The organism is Streptococcus mitis (assembly GCF_946190275.1).
Lineage (GTDB): Bacteria > Bacillota > Bacilli > Lactobacillales > Streptococcaceae > Streptococcus > Streptococcus mitis_DC.
Genome location: NZ_CAMHZQ010000001.1, coordinates 126,521 through 144,285 on the forward strand (window position 1 = coordinate 126,521; position 17,765 = coordinate 144,285).

A 17,765-nucleotide genomic window follows, 5' to 3' on the forward strand; every position below is an offset into this window, starting at 1 on the left:
TAATGGTCCTCAGACCTATCTACTATTATATCAAAAGTTAGTCACTTAATAAAGCCTTGCGAACTAGGTTAAAGGCATGCATAACCGCAATGTGGCGTACATCTGCTCGACTTCTACCTCCAATATTAACCTTGATAACCTCAGTTCCTTGCTCCTGTGCCAAGCCTATGAAGACTGTTCCAGCTGGGTGTCCTTCGAGGCTATCTGGTCCTGCCACTCCAGTCAAACTAAGGCCAAAATCTGACTGGGTCTTGCTTCGTGCCTGCTCAGCCATCTTCTGAGCTGTAAATTCAGACACCACACCGTGCTCTTCCAAATCCTTGACAGGAATATCCAACATTTTTGATTTTTCCTCCAAGCTATAGGTTACAAAACCACCCTTAAATATACTTGAAGCACCCGAAAAATCCGCCACAGTAGCTTGGAAAAGCCCTGCCGTCAAACTCTCAGCAGCCGTGATGGTTTTCCCTTGCTTTTTCAGCTTTTCTACCACAATACTGGCTAAACTAGTCTCTTCCCCATAACCATAACAAAGTTCTCGTAAAGAAAGGCCTTCAAAAGTTTGGCAATTCAAGATTTGATTTTCCAAGATATCCAGCGCTTGATTCGCCTCTTCTTGACTGCTAGCCTTTGTTGACAGACGCAAGGTTACCTCTCCTGTCTTTGCATAAGGTGCCAATGTAGGATCGGTCTGATTATCAATTAAATCAGCCAAAATCGTAACCAGCTGGCTCTCGCCAATTCCAAAGAAACGAAGAACTCGGGAATATAGCTTACTTCCTGTCATCAACTTAGGTAGAAGGTGATTTAAGACCATAGGCTTCAATTCACTTGGTGGACCTGGAAGGACAACGTAGGTCACTCCATCGACTTCCAATATTCCTCCCACAGCCAGTCCTGTTTCGTTTGGCAGTGGAGTCGCACCTTCTACAATTTGAGCTTGTCTTTCATTATTCGGTGTTCGGGCATAGTCTGGTCTCTGGGCGAAAAATACATCTAACTTTTCTTGTGCCTGAGGATCGAAGACTAATTCCTTCCCTAAAAATTTAGCCAGAGTTTGTTTTGTCAAATCGTCCTCAGTTGGCCCTAAACCACCTGTCAAAATCACCAGACTACTACGTTGACTGGCAATCTCAAGCAGGGATAAGAGACGAGCTTCATTGTCTCCTACAGCCGTCTGAAAATATACATCTACCCCAATCTCTGCTAGTTTTTCCGACAAAAACTGGGCATTGGTATTAACAATCTGTCCTGTCAAAATCTCTGTTCCAACAGCAATAATTTCTGCTTTCATGTTTCCTCCTACCTATCTATTCGTATTTTTTTGAAAAAATCGCAGGAAATTTCCCACGATTGATTTTTTATTTGTATCAAGAAAGTTAATTATCTTCGTCACTAACAGGCACCCGTCCAAACAAATCTTCAAATAAGACAACATTTGTTTCAAGCTGAGTGACTTCTTCTTGCCCCAAAGAACGTCTCAAAAGATTCTGCATTTCCAACATATGGCTTCTCGTAACAATTTGATAAGAAACGCCTTGTAGCATCTCCCCTTCACCCTTCAACTGTTGTGTTTCAATAGTTTTAAATGAATCTTTATAGCCCAACAAGCTTGGAATACTTTTCGCAGATAAATCGATATTAGTCTGCATATTAGTACTTAGGGCTTTTAAGATAGACTGATAGTGACTGACACTATTCAAACTAAGAACTTTTTCAACAACTTTTTGAATGACTTCACGCTGACGCTTTTGACGTCCGTAGTCTCCTTCTGGGTCTTGATAACGCATGCGTGAATAAACAAGCGCTTCTTCTCCATTTATTGTCTGCTCTCCAACACCGATAGAAATGGTGTTAAATTCTTCTTGGTCACTGATAGAAATCGGGAAACCTAGTGTATTATTGACCGTAATACCTCCCACTGCATCGACCAATTGTTGCAATCCTTGCATATTAACCATAATGTAGCGATCGATATGGATATTCATCATCTTTTGAATTGTTTCTATAGCAAGTTCTGCACCACCACCAGCATAGGCAGCGTTTAACTTCGCTTCTTCAATACTACCATCTTTATGTTGAATTTTAGTCAGGATATCACGCTCCAAACTCAGCATCATTGTCTTCTTAGTATGTGGATTGACAGTCAAGAGAATCATGGAATCACTATTTCCAGCCCACTGATCTGTACGCTCTACATTCCCAGTATCAACCCCCATCAACAGAATGGTCAAAGGCTCTGTTGCTTCAATAACCTTGGTTTCTTCCCCTATTTTTTTATAGGTCTTTGATAAGGTTTGTGTGCCTTGCTGATAAATAGTATAAGCAAAAACACCGACACCCAAAACTGTCACAGCTAGAAAAGCTAATACCATTCCAATAATTTTTTTAACCATATTTCTACTAATCTATCAGTTTACCCATCAAGTAAACATCGATAAATTTCCCTTCTTCTATATATGCTCCACGCTCTTGGCGACCTTCAATTACAAAGCCATGCTTTTGATAAAGATGGACTGCTGCTTGATTACGAGTTTGGACAGTCAGTTGGAGACGACGCAGAACGCTACTTGCTTGTGCCCACTCTATCACTTCTTCAAGCAACAAACTTCCCAATCCATTATTCCAATATCTTTTTCCAATCACAATGAAGAGATCTCCAATATGACGGACTCTCTTGCGCTGGTCAGCTGTAATATTTACAATACCAGCAATTTTATCATTTAAGAATGCAAGTAAGGTTATCTGATTGTCCGAACTAGCTTGCTTGTTGAGGAATATTTCCATCTCCTCACTGGTCAAGAGAATACCATCTCCGTCTAAGCTGGTAAAATCTGTTTCCAAACTTACACGATTTAAAAAGGCCACTAATTCAGCTGCATCTTTAGACTCTGCTTCCCTAATGAGCAATTCATACTCCATGTTGAAGCTCCTCTAAAAGCTTTTCTGCACGCAAACCCTTTGCTTGGAAATGTAATCTGCGTCCATCTGCTTCTTTTAGAATTTCCAACTCTAAATAAGTATCTGGCAAGGCATCTCCTAAGAGATTTCCCCACTCAATAACAGTCACGCCGCCACCAAAGAGAAATTCATCTAAATCAATAGAATCAGCATCCCCCTCTATACGATAAACATCTAGGTGGTAAAGCGGAAGACGACCTTCATACTCTCTTACGATAGTATAGGTTGGACTCTTAATCATCTGGGAAATCTGTAAACCTTTAGCAAGTCCTTTAGTAAAGGTTGTTTTACCTGCACCCAGTTCTCCAGTTAAGATTAAAACATCATTCTTTTCTAATAGATGACCCAAACGCTCCCCTAAGGCTTGCAGTTCTTCTTCATTTTTTGTGTACATATTCTTATTATACCAAAAACTTTTCTTTTGTGTCTATTTTCCTGCTAAACTTATACTCAATGAAAATCAAAGAGCTGACGTAGTTTGAAGAGATTTTCGGAGAGTATTACCATCATAACATCCATAAAAACAAGCTTTCTCTAAAAGAAAATGAGCGTAGTAATGACCAATACAAGATCTCGGAAAATATGACCATAAAAGGAAACTTCCTTTTTAACCGAATTTGGGACAAGATAGGCTGCAAAAAACAAACCCAGTCCAATATACATCAGAAGTGATACAATGGTCATTGGATTTCTTAAGAAAAGAAGTGTTGCTAAAATAGTCACCAACACTGTCTTTTTTCTGTCTAGCATAGCAAGCAAATCGCGCATGTATTTTTTCAAGGGTAAAAAAATCAGCAAATCTAGCCCAAATAGAAAGAAAAAGGATGGCAATAAAAAGTCAACTAATTCTTGCTGCAGCGTATTTTTGATGAACAAGTTGTCTGACAAGACAAGAACAGCTCCTAACAAATTAATTAAGAGTAACATACTGTAAAAAAGCTTCACCGACTTCTTACTGGCTAGGACACTATGGACTTCTTGCTTACGGGTATAAAGATAATTTACTCCAGCACAGATTCCTGAAACGAAGACCATACTTCCGATAAAAAAAGCTGTACTTTGTTTAAAGGACAAGATGCATTCTTTCCATAGGAAACAGCTACTCAAACTGATTTGAATTAAAGCTAACAAAAATAAGATTCTCATTGATTTCATCTTTTCTCTCCCTCCCTACCAATCATTATACTCGGAGAAAAGAGAGAACTGTTTCCAATCTTCTCAAATGTCTCTTTTAGACGCTAAACAAACATGAGAGACTAATACTCAATGAAAATCAAAGAGCAAACTAGGAAGCTAGCCACAGGTTACTCAAAACACTGTTTTGATGTTGGAGATAGAACTGACGTGGTTTGAAGAGATTTTCGAAGAATATAAACTTGAAATAAGGCTGATAGTATTCATTTCACTATCAGCCTTACAGGTTATTTAACGTTTCAGAAAAACTATAATGTCAAGATTAACTAAACAGTATCTAATTCTTTCAAATAATTTTCTATCTTCATCAACATTAAAGGATTGTTATAAATCTTACATAACTCTCTTGCTTCTATATAATAATTTTTGACTTGTTCTTTGTCTAGAAATTTGGCTCCAGCATTTCCTACAAGAATAAGTAGAGGAGCCAGTTGGTAGCTTGTCTGTCTTTGTTTACAGAGTTCAATCGTCTCAAGAGCTTCTTGGATGGCTTCGTTATATTTTTCCTTTGACACTAGGTAGTGAGCGTAGTTGTAACGAACTCTGATGTACCCAAATAAAAACTCTTGATGCTCAAAATTTTTTGTCTGATATAACTCCATTAAATGAGAGTAGTTTTCCTCATATTCTTGTTCACGACCCACTAAGGAATAGAAATTAGATAGAGTATTCAACGCCTTTAAATAAATCAGAGTATTTGAAGAGACTTTTAATAATATATTTTCCAATGAAGAAATAGCCTCACACTTACTGTCATATTGATAGAAATCAATAATAGCTTTAATCCATTCAAGGTAAGTTCGGTCTTCTAGTGTTAGAAAAGTACTTCGTTCAATCTCTATTCTATAAATATATTCCAAATCGTCATAATTTCTATCATCTAATAGTCGAACAGATAATTGCTTGAAATTAGAGAGGTTAGATTTAATTTCAATTTGTTCATTGAAAAAGCAATCCAAAGGGACTTCAAGTCGTTGAGAGAGTTTGAATAACAAGTCTGCGGAGGGAATAAAATGCCCTCTCTCAATTTTACTAATCTGACTTTGTTCACAAATTCCTTCTGCAAGAGTTTGTTGGGAGAGTCTCAACTCTTTTCTTTTCAATCTGAATTTCTCTGCGAGTGTATTCATTAAAGATAATAAACCTTCCTATTTGCTTAATTTCATTATAAAATTTTTAGTTCAAAATAGTAAGTTAAAGAAACAAATAATTCTTTATGGTAATAAATAAAAAAAGTCAAAAATTACATAAAAATGCTTGGCTAAATAAAATATATCTGTTAAAATAAGGATAATGAAAAAGAAAAGGGTTTCACGAATGAAGAAAAATTGTGGAATTCAAAAATTAGCTATATTAGCATTACTAGGGGTTTTTACGTTTAGTAATACAATTCCTTACCAACAGTTTATTCAGAAGAATAAACAATTGGAGATTTGAGTGCAATCACAAAAGAAGTCCAATGGTCTTGATGTTGGGAAGGCTGATTGATGTCGTATTACTTTAAAATTCAACTATTTAGAGAAAGGTATTCTTATGAGAGCTTGTAACAATACCAGATAGATATAAGAATGGAGATGTTTGATAAAATGCTTTCATAGCTAACCAACTGTTGAAAATTATGAGTTACAAAATCTAAAGTATTTAAGATTAGTTTATAAAATTAGGTCTCTGCCTGTAGAAAGGAACGTGCAGTTAGAAAGGAGGAAAAAATAGGATACTATAATTCAGACTGAGATTTCTAATTAAAATATGTAGTTGCATCATCCCTTGCCGTTTTGGCATTTAGTTTGGCTCTTCCTGTTTTGGTAGCTTCTCACCGTGGTGGCGAGTGGACCTATGGAGGCTATCGTGATCCAAATAATTGGGGAGCAAATTACATTTGATGCGGGATGGTAAAGAATAATTGAAGAAGATTCTTTTATCAATAGTTTAGTAAGCTTGTTAGTTTATAGAGGGCAGGGGTATTTCTGCCTTCTGTTTTAGAATAAGGAATGCACTATGAAAAAATTATTTATACTCATATCCAACCTGCTTGCTAGTTTGTTCTTTGTTTGGATATTTACCATTTGGACTGATACATATGTCTCCCATTATTACCCCAACGTTGTTGTACATGATTCTTCCCCTGAAACAACTTTTCAGCATGTTGCTACACGCTTGGAAAAACTAGCAGAAGAAACGGATAGCTTTATTGCGATTCAACACCAGGATCCTAACTCAGAAGGTACTCCAGTGTTTTCTTATACGACCTTTGGGAACGGAAAGTTGCCTGATGGGCTACAGGAAAAAAATCTAGAAGATGCTCAAAGTAGTAGTGTTGAAACAAACTATTTTGTATTCGATGGAAACCTAGATATTCACTTGCTAAGAGAGGAGCTAAGTCAACTTGGCTTGACTAACATGCACCTGACAATTCCATCTAAACTATCTACGTTAATGGCTATCTTTAGTAACGGATTTCAGTTAATCAGTTTATTGATTTTCATCTTAACCTTTGGAGCACTGACTTTAATTAGTCAAATTAGCCAATTACGGTCGTCGGGCATTCGCCTCATTTCAGGAGAGAAACGGTGGTCCATTTTCCTTAGACCAGTTGGTGAGGATTTGAAAGGGATAGCTGTTGGTTTCAGTTTAGCTGGCGTGCTCGCCATTCTTATGCAAAAAATTCTGTCGCTTCCAACGCAATCCCTAATGACCATAGGAGCAGGCTTGCTCAGTTATAATCTCATCTTGTTGTCGATCTCCCTGTTTTTCGCTCAACTCTTCGCAGTTGGGATAAAAAAGATACACCTGATGCAGATTATAAAAGGGCAAGTGCCTGTCAGAGGAATCATTAGTTTGATTTTAATCGGTCAACTATTAGCGATTATTATTGTAACGCTGGGAATAGGGAGTAGCTTAAAGTATTCCCAAGCCTGGCAACAGCATCGGATTGGACAAGAGGCTTGGAGCCAGGAAAGGCAACTGATTACCCTATCATTCAGCCGTGAAGGAACGAGTCCTGGTTTTGATGAACAAGCTCAAAGGAAACTCAGAACTTGGTATCAATTGATGGATCTGGCTGTTTCAGAACAAAAGGCTTTCTTATCTAGACACCAGTTAATTGACCGTTCTTTGCAAAATGGCATGGCTTCCTCCAAAAACTTGACAACCTCTACAGAATGGCACGATTACAGCCCAAATGGCAATGTCCTTATCGTCACACCGCAATACTTGGAGCGTCAAAACATTCCTGTAGATACAACTATTGAGCAAAAGATGAATCACCTTGATGTAGGGGAGTTTGTCTTATTGCTGCCTGAACACCTCCGTTCAGAGGAAGAACATTATAAATCTGTTTTTGAAGACGACTTAACCAGTCGCATGTCTAGTCAAGATGAACGACAGCAAATGACTGCTACGGTAGGTTATTTGGAATCAGGTCAGGATCGTTTTGTGTATAATACGACCCCTATTTCTTACCAGCAGTTTTTGAAAGATCCAATCATCATTGTTATAACACCCCAATCAACTGGTCCACAGTCCATTTTGTTTTGGGTAGACGCAGTACAGAACTACGTTCTCTTTAATCAATTGTCTGATGCCCAGGAGCTTATCCAGAGACAAGGCATTGAAAATTGGGTCTCAGAAATGCAAACAGGTTACCACAACTACATCACATTATTGGATAATATCCAGAGGGAACGTTGGGTAATGCTAGCAGGAGCTGTGCTTGGGATTGCAACTTCAATCTTGTTGTTTAACACTATGAATAGGCTCTACTTTGAAGAATTTAGACGTGCCATTTTTATCAAACGCATTGCAGGTCTCAGGTTCTTAGAAATCCATCGCACTTATCTCTTTGCTCAACTGGGTGTGTTTTTACTGGGATTTATTGCGAGTGTATTTCTTATGGTAGAGATAGTAGTTGCTTTCTTAGTCTCGTTACTCTTTACTGGTCTATCTCTTTTACAGTTACATGTCCAAATGCAGAAAGAAAACAAGATGTCCATGCTTGTTTTGAAGGGAGGTTAATATGATTGAACTTAAACAGGTGAGTAAATCTTTTGGAGAACGAGAGTTATTTTCGAATCTTTCCATGACATTTGAGGCTGGAAAAGTCTATGCCTTAATTGGTTCAAGTGGTAGCGGAAAAACAACCTTGATGAACATGATTGGGAAATTAGAATCTTATGATGGGACGATTTTTTACCGAGGTAAAGACTTGGCCAATTATAAATCGAGTGATTTTTTCCGTCACGAATTGGGCTACCTCTTCCAGAACTTTGGCTTAATTGAAAACCAAAGTATTGAAGAAAACCTTAAGCTAGGTCTCATTGGTCAAAAGTTGAGTCGGTCGGAACAGCGGTTGAGGCAGAAGCAGGCTTTAGAACAGGTCGGCCTGGCTTATCTTAACCTAGATAAGCGCATCTTTGAGTTATCGGGCGGAGAATCGCAACGGGTTGCCTTGGCAAAAGTTATCTTAAAGAATCCACCATTTATTCTGGCAGATGAGCCAACAGCTTCAATAGACCCAGCAACCTCTCAGTTGATTATGGAGATTTTGCTATCTCTTCGAGATGATAATAGGCTAATCATTATCGCAACACATAATCCGGCAATTTGGGAGATGGCTGATGAAGTGTTCACGATGGATCGTCTGAAATAAAAATCCTTGTTTTTAATTGCACGATGAGTTACTGAAATATTATCATGAATCAATAATTGGAGTTAATTTAGAATTGTACTTTATTAATATTGAGGTAACTTTTTCTTGATAAAGGAAGGAATAGTGGAGAGGAAGTTAGAATGAAAAAATTCGACAATTATATTATTGAGAAGCCTTGCGATTCTAATTCAGATAAACTGCAAAAAATCTTAATAATTGAAAGTTTGGTAGATGATATTTTGCAATTTTCTCTCAGAATCAATAACAGTGTAGGAGAGATTTTCCTCCTACAACCGTTTCAAAAGAAAACTATCTTTATTCCATGTTATTTTGAGGAAGATATTGTGAAAGTCAAAGATGATGATAAAGTTGAGTGGAATTTGTTAGAATTTCAAAAATTTAGAGCATTTTTGGCTTAGTAATCTGTGTTGAAAGCTCAAAACCTATGGTAAAAAAGTAGCTTTGAAAACGTATTGCCTCCAAAGATTTAGTTAAATAATGATTTAACACAAAAAGAAATTATTGAAGTTCTGGAAAGATGTTGTTTCAGTATTGAGAAAAGGTGGGAAAAACTTGCGATTTTCACAGAGAAAGGAAGAAAAAGTATAGAAATATAATCAATTGAAACAAGAACAGGACAAAAGAACCTTTTGTGCCATATTTTTCTCCTTTCGCTTTACAATTGGCTTGAATACCTTTATTGTATCGCGTTTGGAGTTTTTTGGTATAACCTTCGACGCGCACCCACATAGTGGGTGTTTTTTTGTCTCGCACCTAACGGAGCGAGACGAACTAATAGTCACTTAATCAAAAAACGCACCATATCAAAAACTAAAAAGTTTGATATCATGCGTCATGTCTTAAACTAATTGACTGTACTTTCTATTCAAATGAGCTTTTAACCAATTGATTGAACCAATCCACTCTTAAAACCAAAGAGCAATTTCTCGCTTAGCTGACTCTTCTGAATCTGAACCATGTACAACATTTTGAATAGCTTGGTTTTCACTAGCAGCTTTTGCAAAATCACCTCGAATCGTTCCTGGTAAAGCTTCTTCTGGACGAGTTGCTCCCATCATGGTCCGCCAAGTTTCGATTACTTTGGGACCAGAAATGATGCCTACAAGGATTGGTCCTGAAGTCATAAATTCACGAATCGGTGGGTAAAAACTCTGACCAACCAAGTCCTGATAGTGCTGATCAATTAACTCTTCTGAAACCTTTGTACGCAACTCCAATTTTTCGATTGTAAATCCACGTTGTTCGATGCGTTTCAACACCTCACCTACTAGTCCTCTTTTTACACCATCTGGTTTAATGATAAAAAATGTTTGTTCCATCCCCGTCTCCTTTGTCAGCTTCTTTCTTTTATTTTACCACATTTCATGGAAAAATGGAGAAAGTTTTCAGAAAAGAGAAAGAGAACCCGAAGGCTCTCTCATTCTCTCTTATTCTACTGTTTCTTCCACAGTTTCAACGGCAGTATCCACAACTACTTCTGTTATTTCTTCATTTCCTTCTTCCTCTACTGGAGGATTAAGATATTCTTCTTCGTTGACAGCATGTGGTTCAAGGTTACGGTAACGAGCCATACCAGTACCTGCTGGGATGATCTTACCGATGATAACATTTTCTTTAAGTCCAAGGAGATGGTCTTTCTTACCACGGATAGCCGCGTCAGTAAGGACACGAGTTGTTTCCTGGAAGGAAGCCGCTGACAAGAAACTGTTTGTTTCAAGTGAGGCTTTGGTAATTCCCATAAGGACTGGGCGACCTGTCGCTGGAACACCACCTGCGATAAGGACATCTTTGTTGGCATCTGTAAAGTCGTTGATATCCATGAGGGTACCCATGAGAAGGTCTGTATCTCCTGGATCCATGACACGGACTTTACGGATCATTTGACGAACCATTACCTCGATGTGTTTGTCACCGATTTCTACCCCTTGACTACGGTAAACTTTTTGTACTTCACCGAGAAGGTAAGTTTCAACTGACAAGACATCACGAACTGCAAGGAGACGTTTTGGTTGGATAGAACCTTCTGTAAGAGCAGCACCACGCGCTACTTGGTCTCCAACTTCAACACGCATACGAGCTGTAAATGGAACGACATATTCACCTTCGCCAGTTTCACCCTTAACAAAGACTTTCTTAGTACGAGTTGATGCATCTTCTTCGATAGCGGTAACTTGTCCTTTAACCTCTGTGATAACCGCTTCCCCTTTAGGATTGCGGGCTTCAAAGATTTCTTGGACACGAGGAAGACCCTGAGTGATATCGGTATTTGAGGCAACCCCACCCGTGTGGAAGGTACGCATTGTAAGCTGTGTACCAGGTTCCCCGATAGATTGGGCAGCGATTGTACCTACTGCTTCACCAACTTCAACCGCATCACCAGTCGCCAAGTTGATACCGTAACAGTGACGGCAAACACCATGACGAGTATTACATGTAAATACAGAGCGGATAGTCACTTCTTCCACACCAGCATTGACAATTTCACGCGCCTTGTCTTCTGTAATCAACTCATTTGGACCAATGATTACTGCACCAGTTTCAGGATGTTTAACAGTTTTCTTAGTATAACGACCGTTGAGACGCTCCTCGAGAGACTCGATCATCTCTTTTCCTTCTGCGATAGAGCGGATCAAGAGACCACGGTCTGTTCCACAGTCATCCTCACGGATGATAACGTCTTGGGCAACGTCAACCAAACGACGAGTCAAGTAACCTGAGTCGGCTGTCTTAAGGGCCGTATCGGTCATACCTTTACGGGCACCGTGAGTTGAGAAGAACATTTCGAGTACTGACAAACCTTCACGGAAGTTTGAAAGGATTGGCAATTCCATGATACGTCCATTCGGAGCAGCCATCAGACCACGCATACCGGCAAGCTGTGAGAAGTTTGAGATGTTACCACGGGCTCCAGAGTCCATCATCATAACGATTGGGTTCTTAGGATCTTGGTTGGCAATCAAGCGTTTCTCCAATTTTTCACGGGCAGCACGCCATTCAGCTGTAACAGCATTGTAACGCTCGTCGTCTGTGATCATACCACGACGGAATTGTTTTGTGATTTGTTCTACACGTTTGTGTGATTCTTCAATGATTTCAGCCTTGTCATCAACGACTGGGATATCGGCAATACCCACTGTCAACCCTGCAAGAGTTGAGTGGTGGTAACCGAGGTTCTTCATACGGTCAAGTAGGGCAGAAGTTTCTGTCGTACGGAAACGTTTGAAGATTTCAGCGATGATATTTCCAAGGTTTTTCTTCTTGAATGGAGGGTTGAGTTCAAGTTTGCTGATTGCTTCCTTGATATCTCCACCAAGTGGCAAGAAGTATTTAGCTGGAACGCCTTCTGTCAAGTTGGCATTGTTTGGTTCTTGCAAGTATGGTAGACCCTCTGGCATGATGTCGTTGAAAAGGATTTTACCAACTGTTGTAAGCAAGACCTTGTGTTTTTGCTCTTCTGTCCAAGGCTTGTTGAGGCTGTCTGTTGCGATACCAACACGTGAGTGAAGGTGAACATAACCATTACGGTAAGCCATAACCGCTTCGTCACGGTCTTTGAAGACCATTCCTTCACCTTCACGACCAGCTTCTTCCATAGTCAAGTAGTAGTTACCCAAAACCATGTCCTGTGATGGAGTAACAACTGGTTTACCATCTTTCGGGTTCAAGATGTGCTCAGCAGCGAGCATCAAGATACGAGCTTCTGCTTGAGCTTCTTCTGAAAGCGGTACGTGGATGGCCATTTGGTCCCCGTCAAAGTCGGCATTGTAGGCTTCACAGACAAGCGGGTGCAAGCGAAGGGCCTTACCATCAATCAAGACTGGCTCGAAGGCTTGGATACCCAAACGGTGAAGGGTCGGTGCGCGGTTAAGAAGTACTGGGTGTTCTTTGATCACTTCTTCAAGGATATCCCAGATACGCTCATCTCCGCGTTCCACCAAGCGTTTAGCTGCTTTGACGTTTTGTACGATATCACGCGCAACGATTTCACGCATAACGAATGGTTTAAAGAGCTCGATTGCCATTTCACGTGGCACACCACATTGGTACATTTTAAGAGTTGGACCAACAGCGATAACGGAACGTCCTGAGAAGTCAACACGTTTACCGAGCAAGTTTTGACGGAAGCGTCCTTGTTTCCCTTTAAGCATGTGGCTCAATGATTTAAGAGGACGGCTACCTGGTCCTGTGATTGGACGACCACGACGACCATTGTCAATCAAAGCGTCAACCGCTTCTTGAAGCATACGCTTCTCATTTTGAACGATAATACCTGGTGCATTCAACTCGAGCAAACGAGCCAAACGGTTGTTACGGTTGATAACACGGCGGTAAAGGTCATTCAAGTCAGATGAGGCAAAACGGCCACCATCCAACTGCAACATTGGACGAAGATCTGGTGGAATAACTGGAAGGATGTTGAGAATCATCCATTCAGGTTTGTTTCCAGACTTGTAAAAGGCATCCAAAACATCCAAACGACGGATGGCTTTGACACGTTTTTGTCCAGTAGCTGTTTTCAACTCTTCTTTGAGTTCAGCAATTTCTTTTTCAAGATCTACCTGTTTCAAGAGGTCTTGGATGGCTTCGGCACCCATTTTGGCAACGAATGATCCATAACCATACTCACGCAAGCGCTCACGGTATTCGCGTTCTGTCATGATAGACTTGTGCTCAAGTGGTGTATCCTTTGGATCAATCACGACATAAGCCGCAAAGTAGATAACTTCCTCGAGGGCACGAGGGCTCATATCAAGGGTCAAGCCCATACGGCTTGGAATCCCCTTGAAGTACCAGATGTGAGATACAGGAGCTTTCAACTCAATGTGCCCCATACGCTCACGACGAACTTTTGTACGCGTTACTTCAACCCCACAACGGTCACAAACAATTCCTCTGTAACGAATGCGTTTGTACTTACCACAAGCACATTCCCAGTCTTTTGTAGGTCCAAAGATAACTTCATCAAAGAGACCTTCACGTTCTGGTTTCAAGGTACGGTAATTGATTGTTTCAGGTTTTTTGACTTCTCCATAAGACCATGAACGGACTTTGCTTGGAGAAGCTAGGGTGATTTGCATACTTTTAAAACGATTTACATCAACCACTATTTCTTCCCTTTCTATTCTAAGTGAACTGCTTATTCTTCTTCAGCAGCTTCTTCTGTTGCTTCCGCTTTTGTTGCTTTTTCAGCTTCTTCAGCTTCAAAGGCTGCTTTAGCCTCTTGGGCCGCTTTTTCGCGGGCTTTTTCAAGGTCATCTACGTGGATGACATCTTCGTCCATTCCTTCATCCAAGTCGCGAAGTTCCACTTCTTGGTCATCTTCGTCAAGGACACGCATGTCAAGACCAAGAGATTGCAATTCTTTGACAAGAACTCGGAAGGATTCTGGAACACCTGGTTTTGGAATTGGTTTTCCTTTTGTAATAGCTTCATAAGCTTTCAAACGTCCGTTAATATCGTCAGACTTGTAAGTCAAGATTTCTTGTAGGACATTTGATGCACCGTAGGCTTCAAGAGCCCAAACCTCCATCTCACCGAAACGTTGTCCACCAAACTGAGCTTTACCTCCGAGTGGTTGTTGGGTAACAGTTGAGTAAGGTCCGACTGAACGCGCGTGCAATTTATCGTCAACCATGTGGTGGAGTTTGATCATGTACATGACTCCGACAGAAACACGGTTATCAAACGGTTCCCCAGTACGTCCATCGTAAAGGATTGTTTTGGCATCGCTATCCATACCAGCTTCTTTAACAGTTGACCAAAGGTCTTCAGAACTTGCTCCGTCAAAGACTGGTGTTGCAATGTGAATACCAAGAGTACGAGCCGCCATACCAAGGTGGAGCTCCATAACCTGACCGATATTCATACGTGATGGCACCCCAAGTGGGTTCAACATGATATCGACTGGAGTTCCATCTGGAAGGTAAGGCATGTCTTCTACAGGAACGATACGAGAGACAACCCCTTTGTTTCCGTGACGTCCGGCCATCTTATCTCCGACCTTGATCTTACGTTTTTGAGCGATGTAGACGCGAACCAGCATATTAACACCTGATTGCAATTCATCTCCATTTGCACGTGTAAAGATCTTAACATCACGAACGACACCATCGGCACCGTGTGGTACACGAAGAGAAGTATCACGCACTTCACGAGATTTATCTCCGAAGATAGCGTGCAAGAGACGTTCTTCAGCTGAAAGGTCTTTCTCACCCTTAGGTGTTACTTTACCTACAAGGATATCACCTTCTTTAACCTCAGCACCGATACGGATAATACCCATTTCGTCAAGGTCTTTAAGGGCATCTTCACCAACGTTTGGAATTTCGCGAGTGATTTCTTCAGGCCCAAGCTTTGTATCGCGTGTTTCTGATTCGTATTCTTCAAGGTGGACAGACGTATAGACATCGTCTTTGACCAAGCGTTCACTCATGATAACAGCATCCTCGAAGTTGTAACCTTCCCAAGTCATGTAGGCAACGATTGGGTTTTGTCCAAGCGCCATTTCTCCATTTTCCATAGAAGGTCCGTCAGCGATGAAATCGCCTTTTTCAACGACATCGCCAACTTTTACGAGAGTGCGTTGGTTGTAGGCAGTACCTGAGTTTGAGCGACGGAATTTTTGGATGTGGTAAACGTCCAATGAACCATCTTCACGACGAACTTCTACCTTGTCAGCATCTGCGTAAGTAACTTTACCATCATACTGAGCAATCACAGCCGCTCCAGAGTCGTGGGCTGCTTGGTATTCCATACCAGTACCAACGTAAGGTGCCTGAGGATTGATCAATGGCACAGCCTGACGTTGCATGTTGGCTCCCATGAGGGCACGGTTGGAGTCATCGTTTTCCAAGAAAGGAATACATGCTGTCGCAACGGCAACTACCTGTTTTGGTGATACGTCCATATAGTCAACAACATTAGCTGGATACTCTTGGTTGACCCCTTGGTGACGTCCCATGACAACTTTCTCAGCAAATGTTCCATCTTCATTCAGACGAGAATTAGCCTGTGCTACAGTAAATTCATCTTCTTCATCGGCTGTCAACCAAACGATTTCGTTCGTAACAACGCCTGTTTCACGGTCAACCTTACGGTATGGTGTTTGAACAAAACCATACTTGTTCAAGTGCCCGTAAGATGACAAGTTATTGATCAAACCGATGTTAGGTCCTTCAGGTGTCTCGATTGGACACATACGACCATAGTGAGTGTAGTGCACGTCACGTACTTCATATCCAGCACGGTCACGTGTCAAACCACCAGGTCCTAAGGCTGACAAACGGCGTTTGTGAGACAACTCAGAAAGCGGGTTGTGTTGGTCCATGAACTGTGACAACTGTGATGAACCAAAGAATTCTTTAACCGCAGCTGTTACAGGACGAATATTGATAATTTGTTGTGGTGTCAAGACTTCGTTATCTTGAACAGACATACGTTCACGGACATTACGTTCCATACGAGAAAGTCCAAGGCGTACTTGGTTGGCAAGTAATTCACCAACTGCACGGATACGACGGTTCCCAAGGTGGTCGATATCATCTACACGGCCAAGTCCTTCAGCCAAGTTGAGGAAGTAGCTCATCTCAGCAAGGATATCTGCAGGAGTGACGATACGAACCTTGTCATCTGGATTGGCATTACCAATGATAGTTACAACACGGTCTGGATCAGTTGGTGCAACAACCTTGAATTTTTGAAGAACAACTGGCTCAGTCACAACGGCTGCATCATTTGGAATGTAAACAATCTTGTTCAAATCACCATCCAAATGGCTTTCAATGCTTTCAATCACGCTACGAGTCATAATTGTACCAGCTTCTACCAAGATTTCTCCAGTTTCAGGGTCTACCAATGGCTCTGCAATAGTTTGGTTAAGCAAGCGTGTTTTAACATTGAGTTTTTTATTGATTTTGTAACGACCGACAGCTGCCAAGTCATAACGACGTGGGTCAAAGAAACGAGCTACAAGCAAGCTACGTGAGCTTTCAGCAGTCTTAGGCTCACCTGGACGAAGACGTTCGTAAATTTCTTTCAAAGCTTCGTCGGTACGAGAGTCCATTGGGTTCTTGTGGATATCTTTTTCAACAGTGTTGCGAACCAATTCACTATCACCAAAGATATCAAAGATTTCATCATCACCTGAGAAACCAAGCGCACGAACCAAGGTTGTAAATGGAATCTTACGAGTACGGTCGATACGAGTGTAGGCGATGTCTTTTGAGTCGCTTTCAAGTTCCAACCAAGCTCCACGGTTAGGGATAACAGTTGAACCATAGCCCACTTTACCGTTTTTATCAACTTTATCGTTAAAGTAAACACCTGGTGAGCGGACCAACTGAGATACGATGATACGTTCACCACCATTGATGATGAAAGTACCCATTTCTGTCATGATTGGGAAATCACCAAAGAAAACTTCTTGAGTTTTGATTTCGCCTGTTTCTTTATTGATCAAGCGGAAGGTTACAAAAATTGGTGCTGAGTAGCTAGCATCGTGAATACGAGCTTCTTCTAGCGTGTATTTTGGTTCCTTGATTTCATATCCAACAAATTCCAACTCCATTGTGTCCGTAAAGTTTGAAATTGGCAATACATCTTCAAATACTTCCTTAAGACCGTGGTCTAGGAAAGCTTTGAATGAATCAGTTTGAATTTCAATCAAATTTGGTAAGTCAAGAACTTCTTTGATTCTTGAAAAACTACGACGGGTACGATGTTTCCCGTATTGAACGTCATGTCCTGCCAAGATGATTCTCCTTTGTAAATAAGTTCCAAGCCTTGTCAATCAGGCTTTCTAATCGTCATATGGTTGTAAAACCCCTATCACCGTGTCCTCTTGACGAATTTTCAGAATCTTTAAGTCTTTGTTACAAATACTCAAAATCCTGAAAAAAAGCACAAAAAGAGCAGCTAAATCTGACTTTTTCAGAAGATTTAA

The 17,765-nt window shown here is 40.6% G+C and carries 12 protein-coding genes and 1 pseudogene; 4 read left to right on the forward strand and 9 right to left on the reverse strand.

The window, feature by feature from the left end:
- Positions 1-37 precede the first annotated feature (37 nt).
- The 6 genes from N8M20_RS00590 to N8M20_RS00615 form a co-directional block, all read right to left on the reverse strand.
- Entirely contained in the window at positions 38-1,294 is a 1,257-nt protein-coding gene (locus tag N8M20_RS00590) for a competence/damage-inducible protein A (protein WP_261078672.1), read from the reverse strand.
- A gap of 85 nt (positions 1,295-1,379) precedes the next feature.
- Positions 1,380-2,396, reverse strand: a complete 1,017-nt coding sequence (gene lytR / locus N8M20_RS00595; RefSeq protein WP_000239271.1) for a glycopolymer--peptidoglycan transferase LytR — start codon at positions 2,394-2,396, stop codon at positions 1,380-1,382.
- Positions 2,397-2,403: 7 nt separating this feature from the next.
- Positions 2,404-2,922, reverse strand: coding sequence for a GNAT family N-acetyltransferase (locus N8M20_RS00600; RefSeq protein ID WP_261078674.1), 519 nt, complete (start codon positions 2,920-2,922; stop codon positions 2,404-2,406).
- Complete coding sequence (gene tsaE, locus N8M20_RS00605) at positions 2,912-3,355, reverse strand: tRNA (adenosine(37)-N6)-threonylcarbamoyltransferase complex ATPase subunit type 1 TsaE (RefSeq protein ID WP_261078675.1); 444 nt, start codon at positions 3,353-3,355, stop codon at positions 2,912-2,914. Before tsaE ends, N8M20_RS00600 begins: the two co-directional genes overlap by 11 nt.
- Before the next feature lie 140 nt (positions 3,356-3,495).
- Complete coding sequence (locus tag N8M20_RS00610; protein ID WP_261078677.1) at positions 3,496-4,116, reverse strand: hypothetical protein; 621 nt, start codon at positions 4,114-4,116, stop codon at positions 3,496-3,498.
- Between the two features lie 305 nt (positions 4,117-4,421).
- Positions 4,422-5,285 carry a helix-turn-helix domain-containing protein gene (locus N8M20_RS00615; RefSeq protein WP_261078679.1) on the reverse strand — a complete coding sequence of 288 codons (864 nt, stop codon included), beginning with the start codon at positions 5,283-5,285 and terminating at the stop codon, positions 4,422-4,424.
- Between the two features lie 187 nt (positions 5,286-5,472).
- On the opposite strand from N8M20_RS00615, the pseudogene N8M20_RS00620 reads away from it, so the two are divergent.
- The 4 genes and pseudogenes from N8M20_RS00620 to N8M20_RS10525 all read left to right on the forward strand — a co-directional run.
- Positions 5,473-5,589: pseudogene (locus N8M20_RS00620) on the forward strand (PhrA family quorum-sensing system peptide); the annotation flags it as partial.
- A 564-nt stretch (positions 5,590-6,153) separates the two neighbouring features.
- Positions 6,154-8,169: a bacteriocin-associated integral membrane family protein gene (locus N8M20_RS00625; RefSeq protein WP_261078681.1), complete on the forward strand. Its 2,016-nt coding sequence runs from the start codon at positions 6,154-6,156 to the stop codon at positions 8,167-8,169.
- Between the two features lies 1 nt (position 8,170).
- Positions 8,171-8,803, forward strand: coding sequence for an ABC transporter ATP-binding protein (locus N8M20_RS00630; protein WP_061469336.1), 633 nt, complete (start codon positions 8,171-8,173; stop codon positions 8,801-8,803).
- Between the two features lie 140 nt (positions 8,804-8,943).
- Positions 8,944-9,222, forward strand: coding sequence for a hypothetical protein (locus tag N8M20_RS10525; protein ID WP_000712968.1), 279 nt, complete (start codon positions 8,944-8,946; stop codon positions 9,220-9,222).
- Between the two features lie 507 nt (positions 9,223-9,729).
- On the opposite strand, the gene ndk is transcribed toward N8M20_RS10525, so the two are convergent.
- From ndk to rpoB, 3 genes are all read right to left on the reverse strand, one after another.
- Positions 9,730-10,143: a nucleoside-diphosphate kinase gene (gene ndk / locus N8M20_RS00640; RefSeq protein ID WP_261078682.1), complete on the reverse strand. Its 414-nt coding sequence runs from the start codon at positions 10,141-10,143 to the stop codon at positions 9,730-9,732.
- A 108-nt stretch (positions 10,144-10,251) separates the two neighbouring features.
- Positions 10,252-13,929 (reverse strand): DNA-directed RNA polymerase subunit beta', encoded by a 3,678-nt coding sequence (rpoC, locus tag N8M20_RS00645; RefSeq protein ID WP_261078683.1) that lies wholly within the window; start codon positions 13,927-13,929, stop codon positions 10,252-10,254.
- Between the two features lie 32 nt (positions 13,930-13,961).
- Positions 13,962-17,573, reverse strand: a complete 3,612-nt coding sequence (gene rpoB / locus N8M20_RS00650; protein ID WP_261078684.1) for a DNA-directed RNA polymerase subunit beta — start codon at positions 17,571-17,573, stop codon at positions 13,962-13,964.
- Positions 17,574-17,765: the final 192 nt, after the last annotated feature.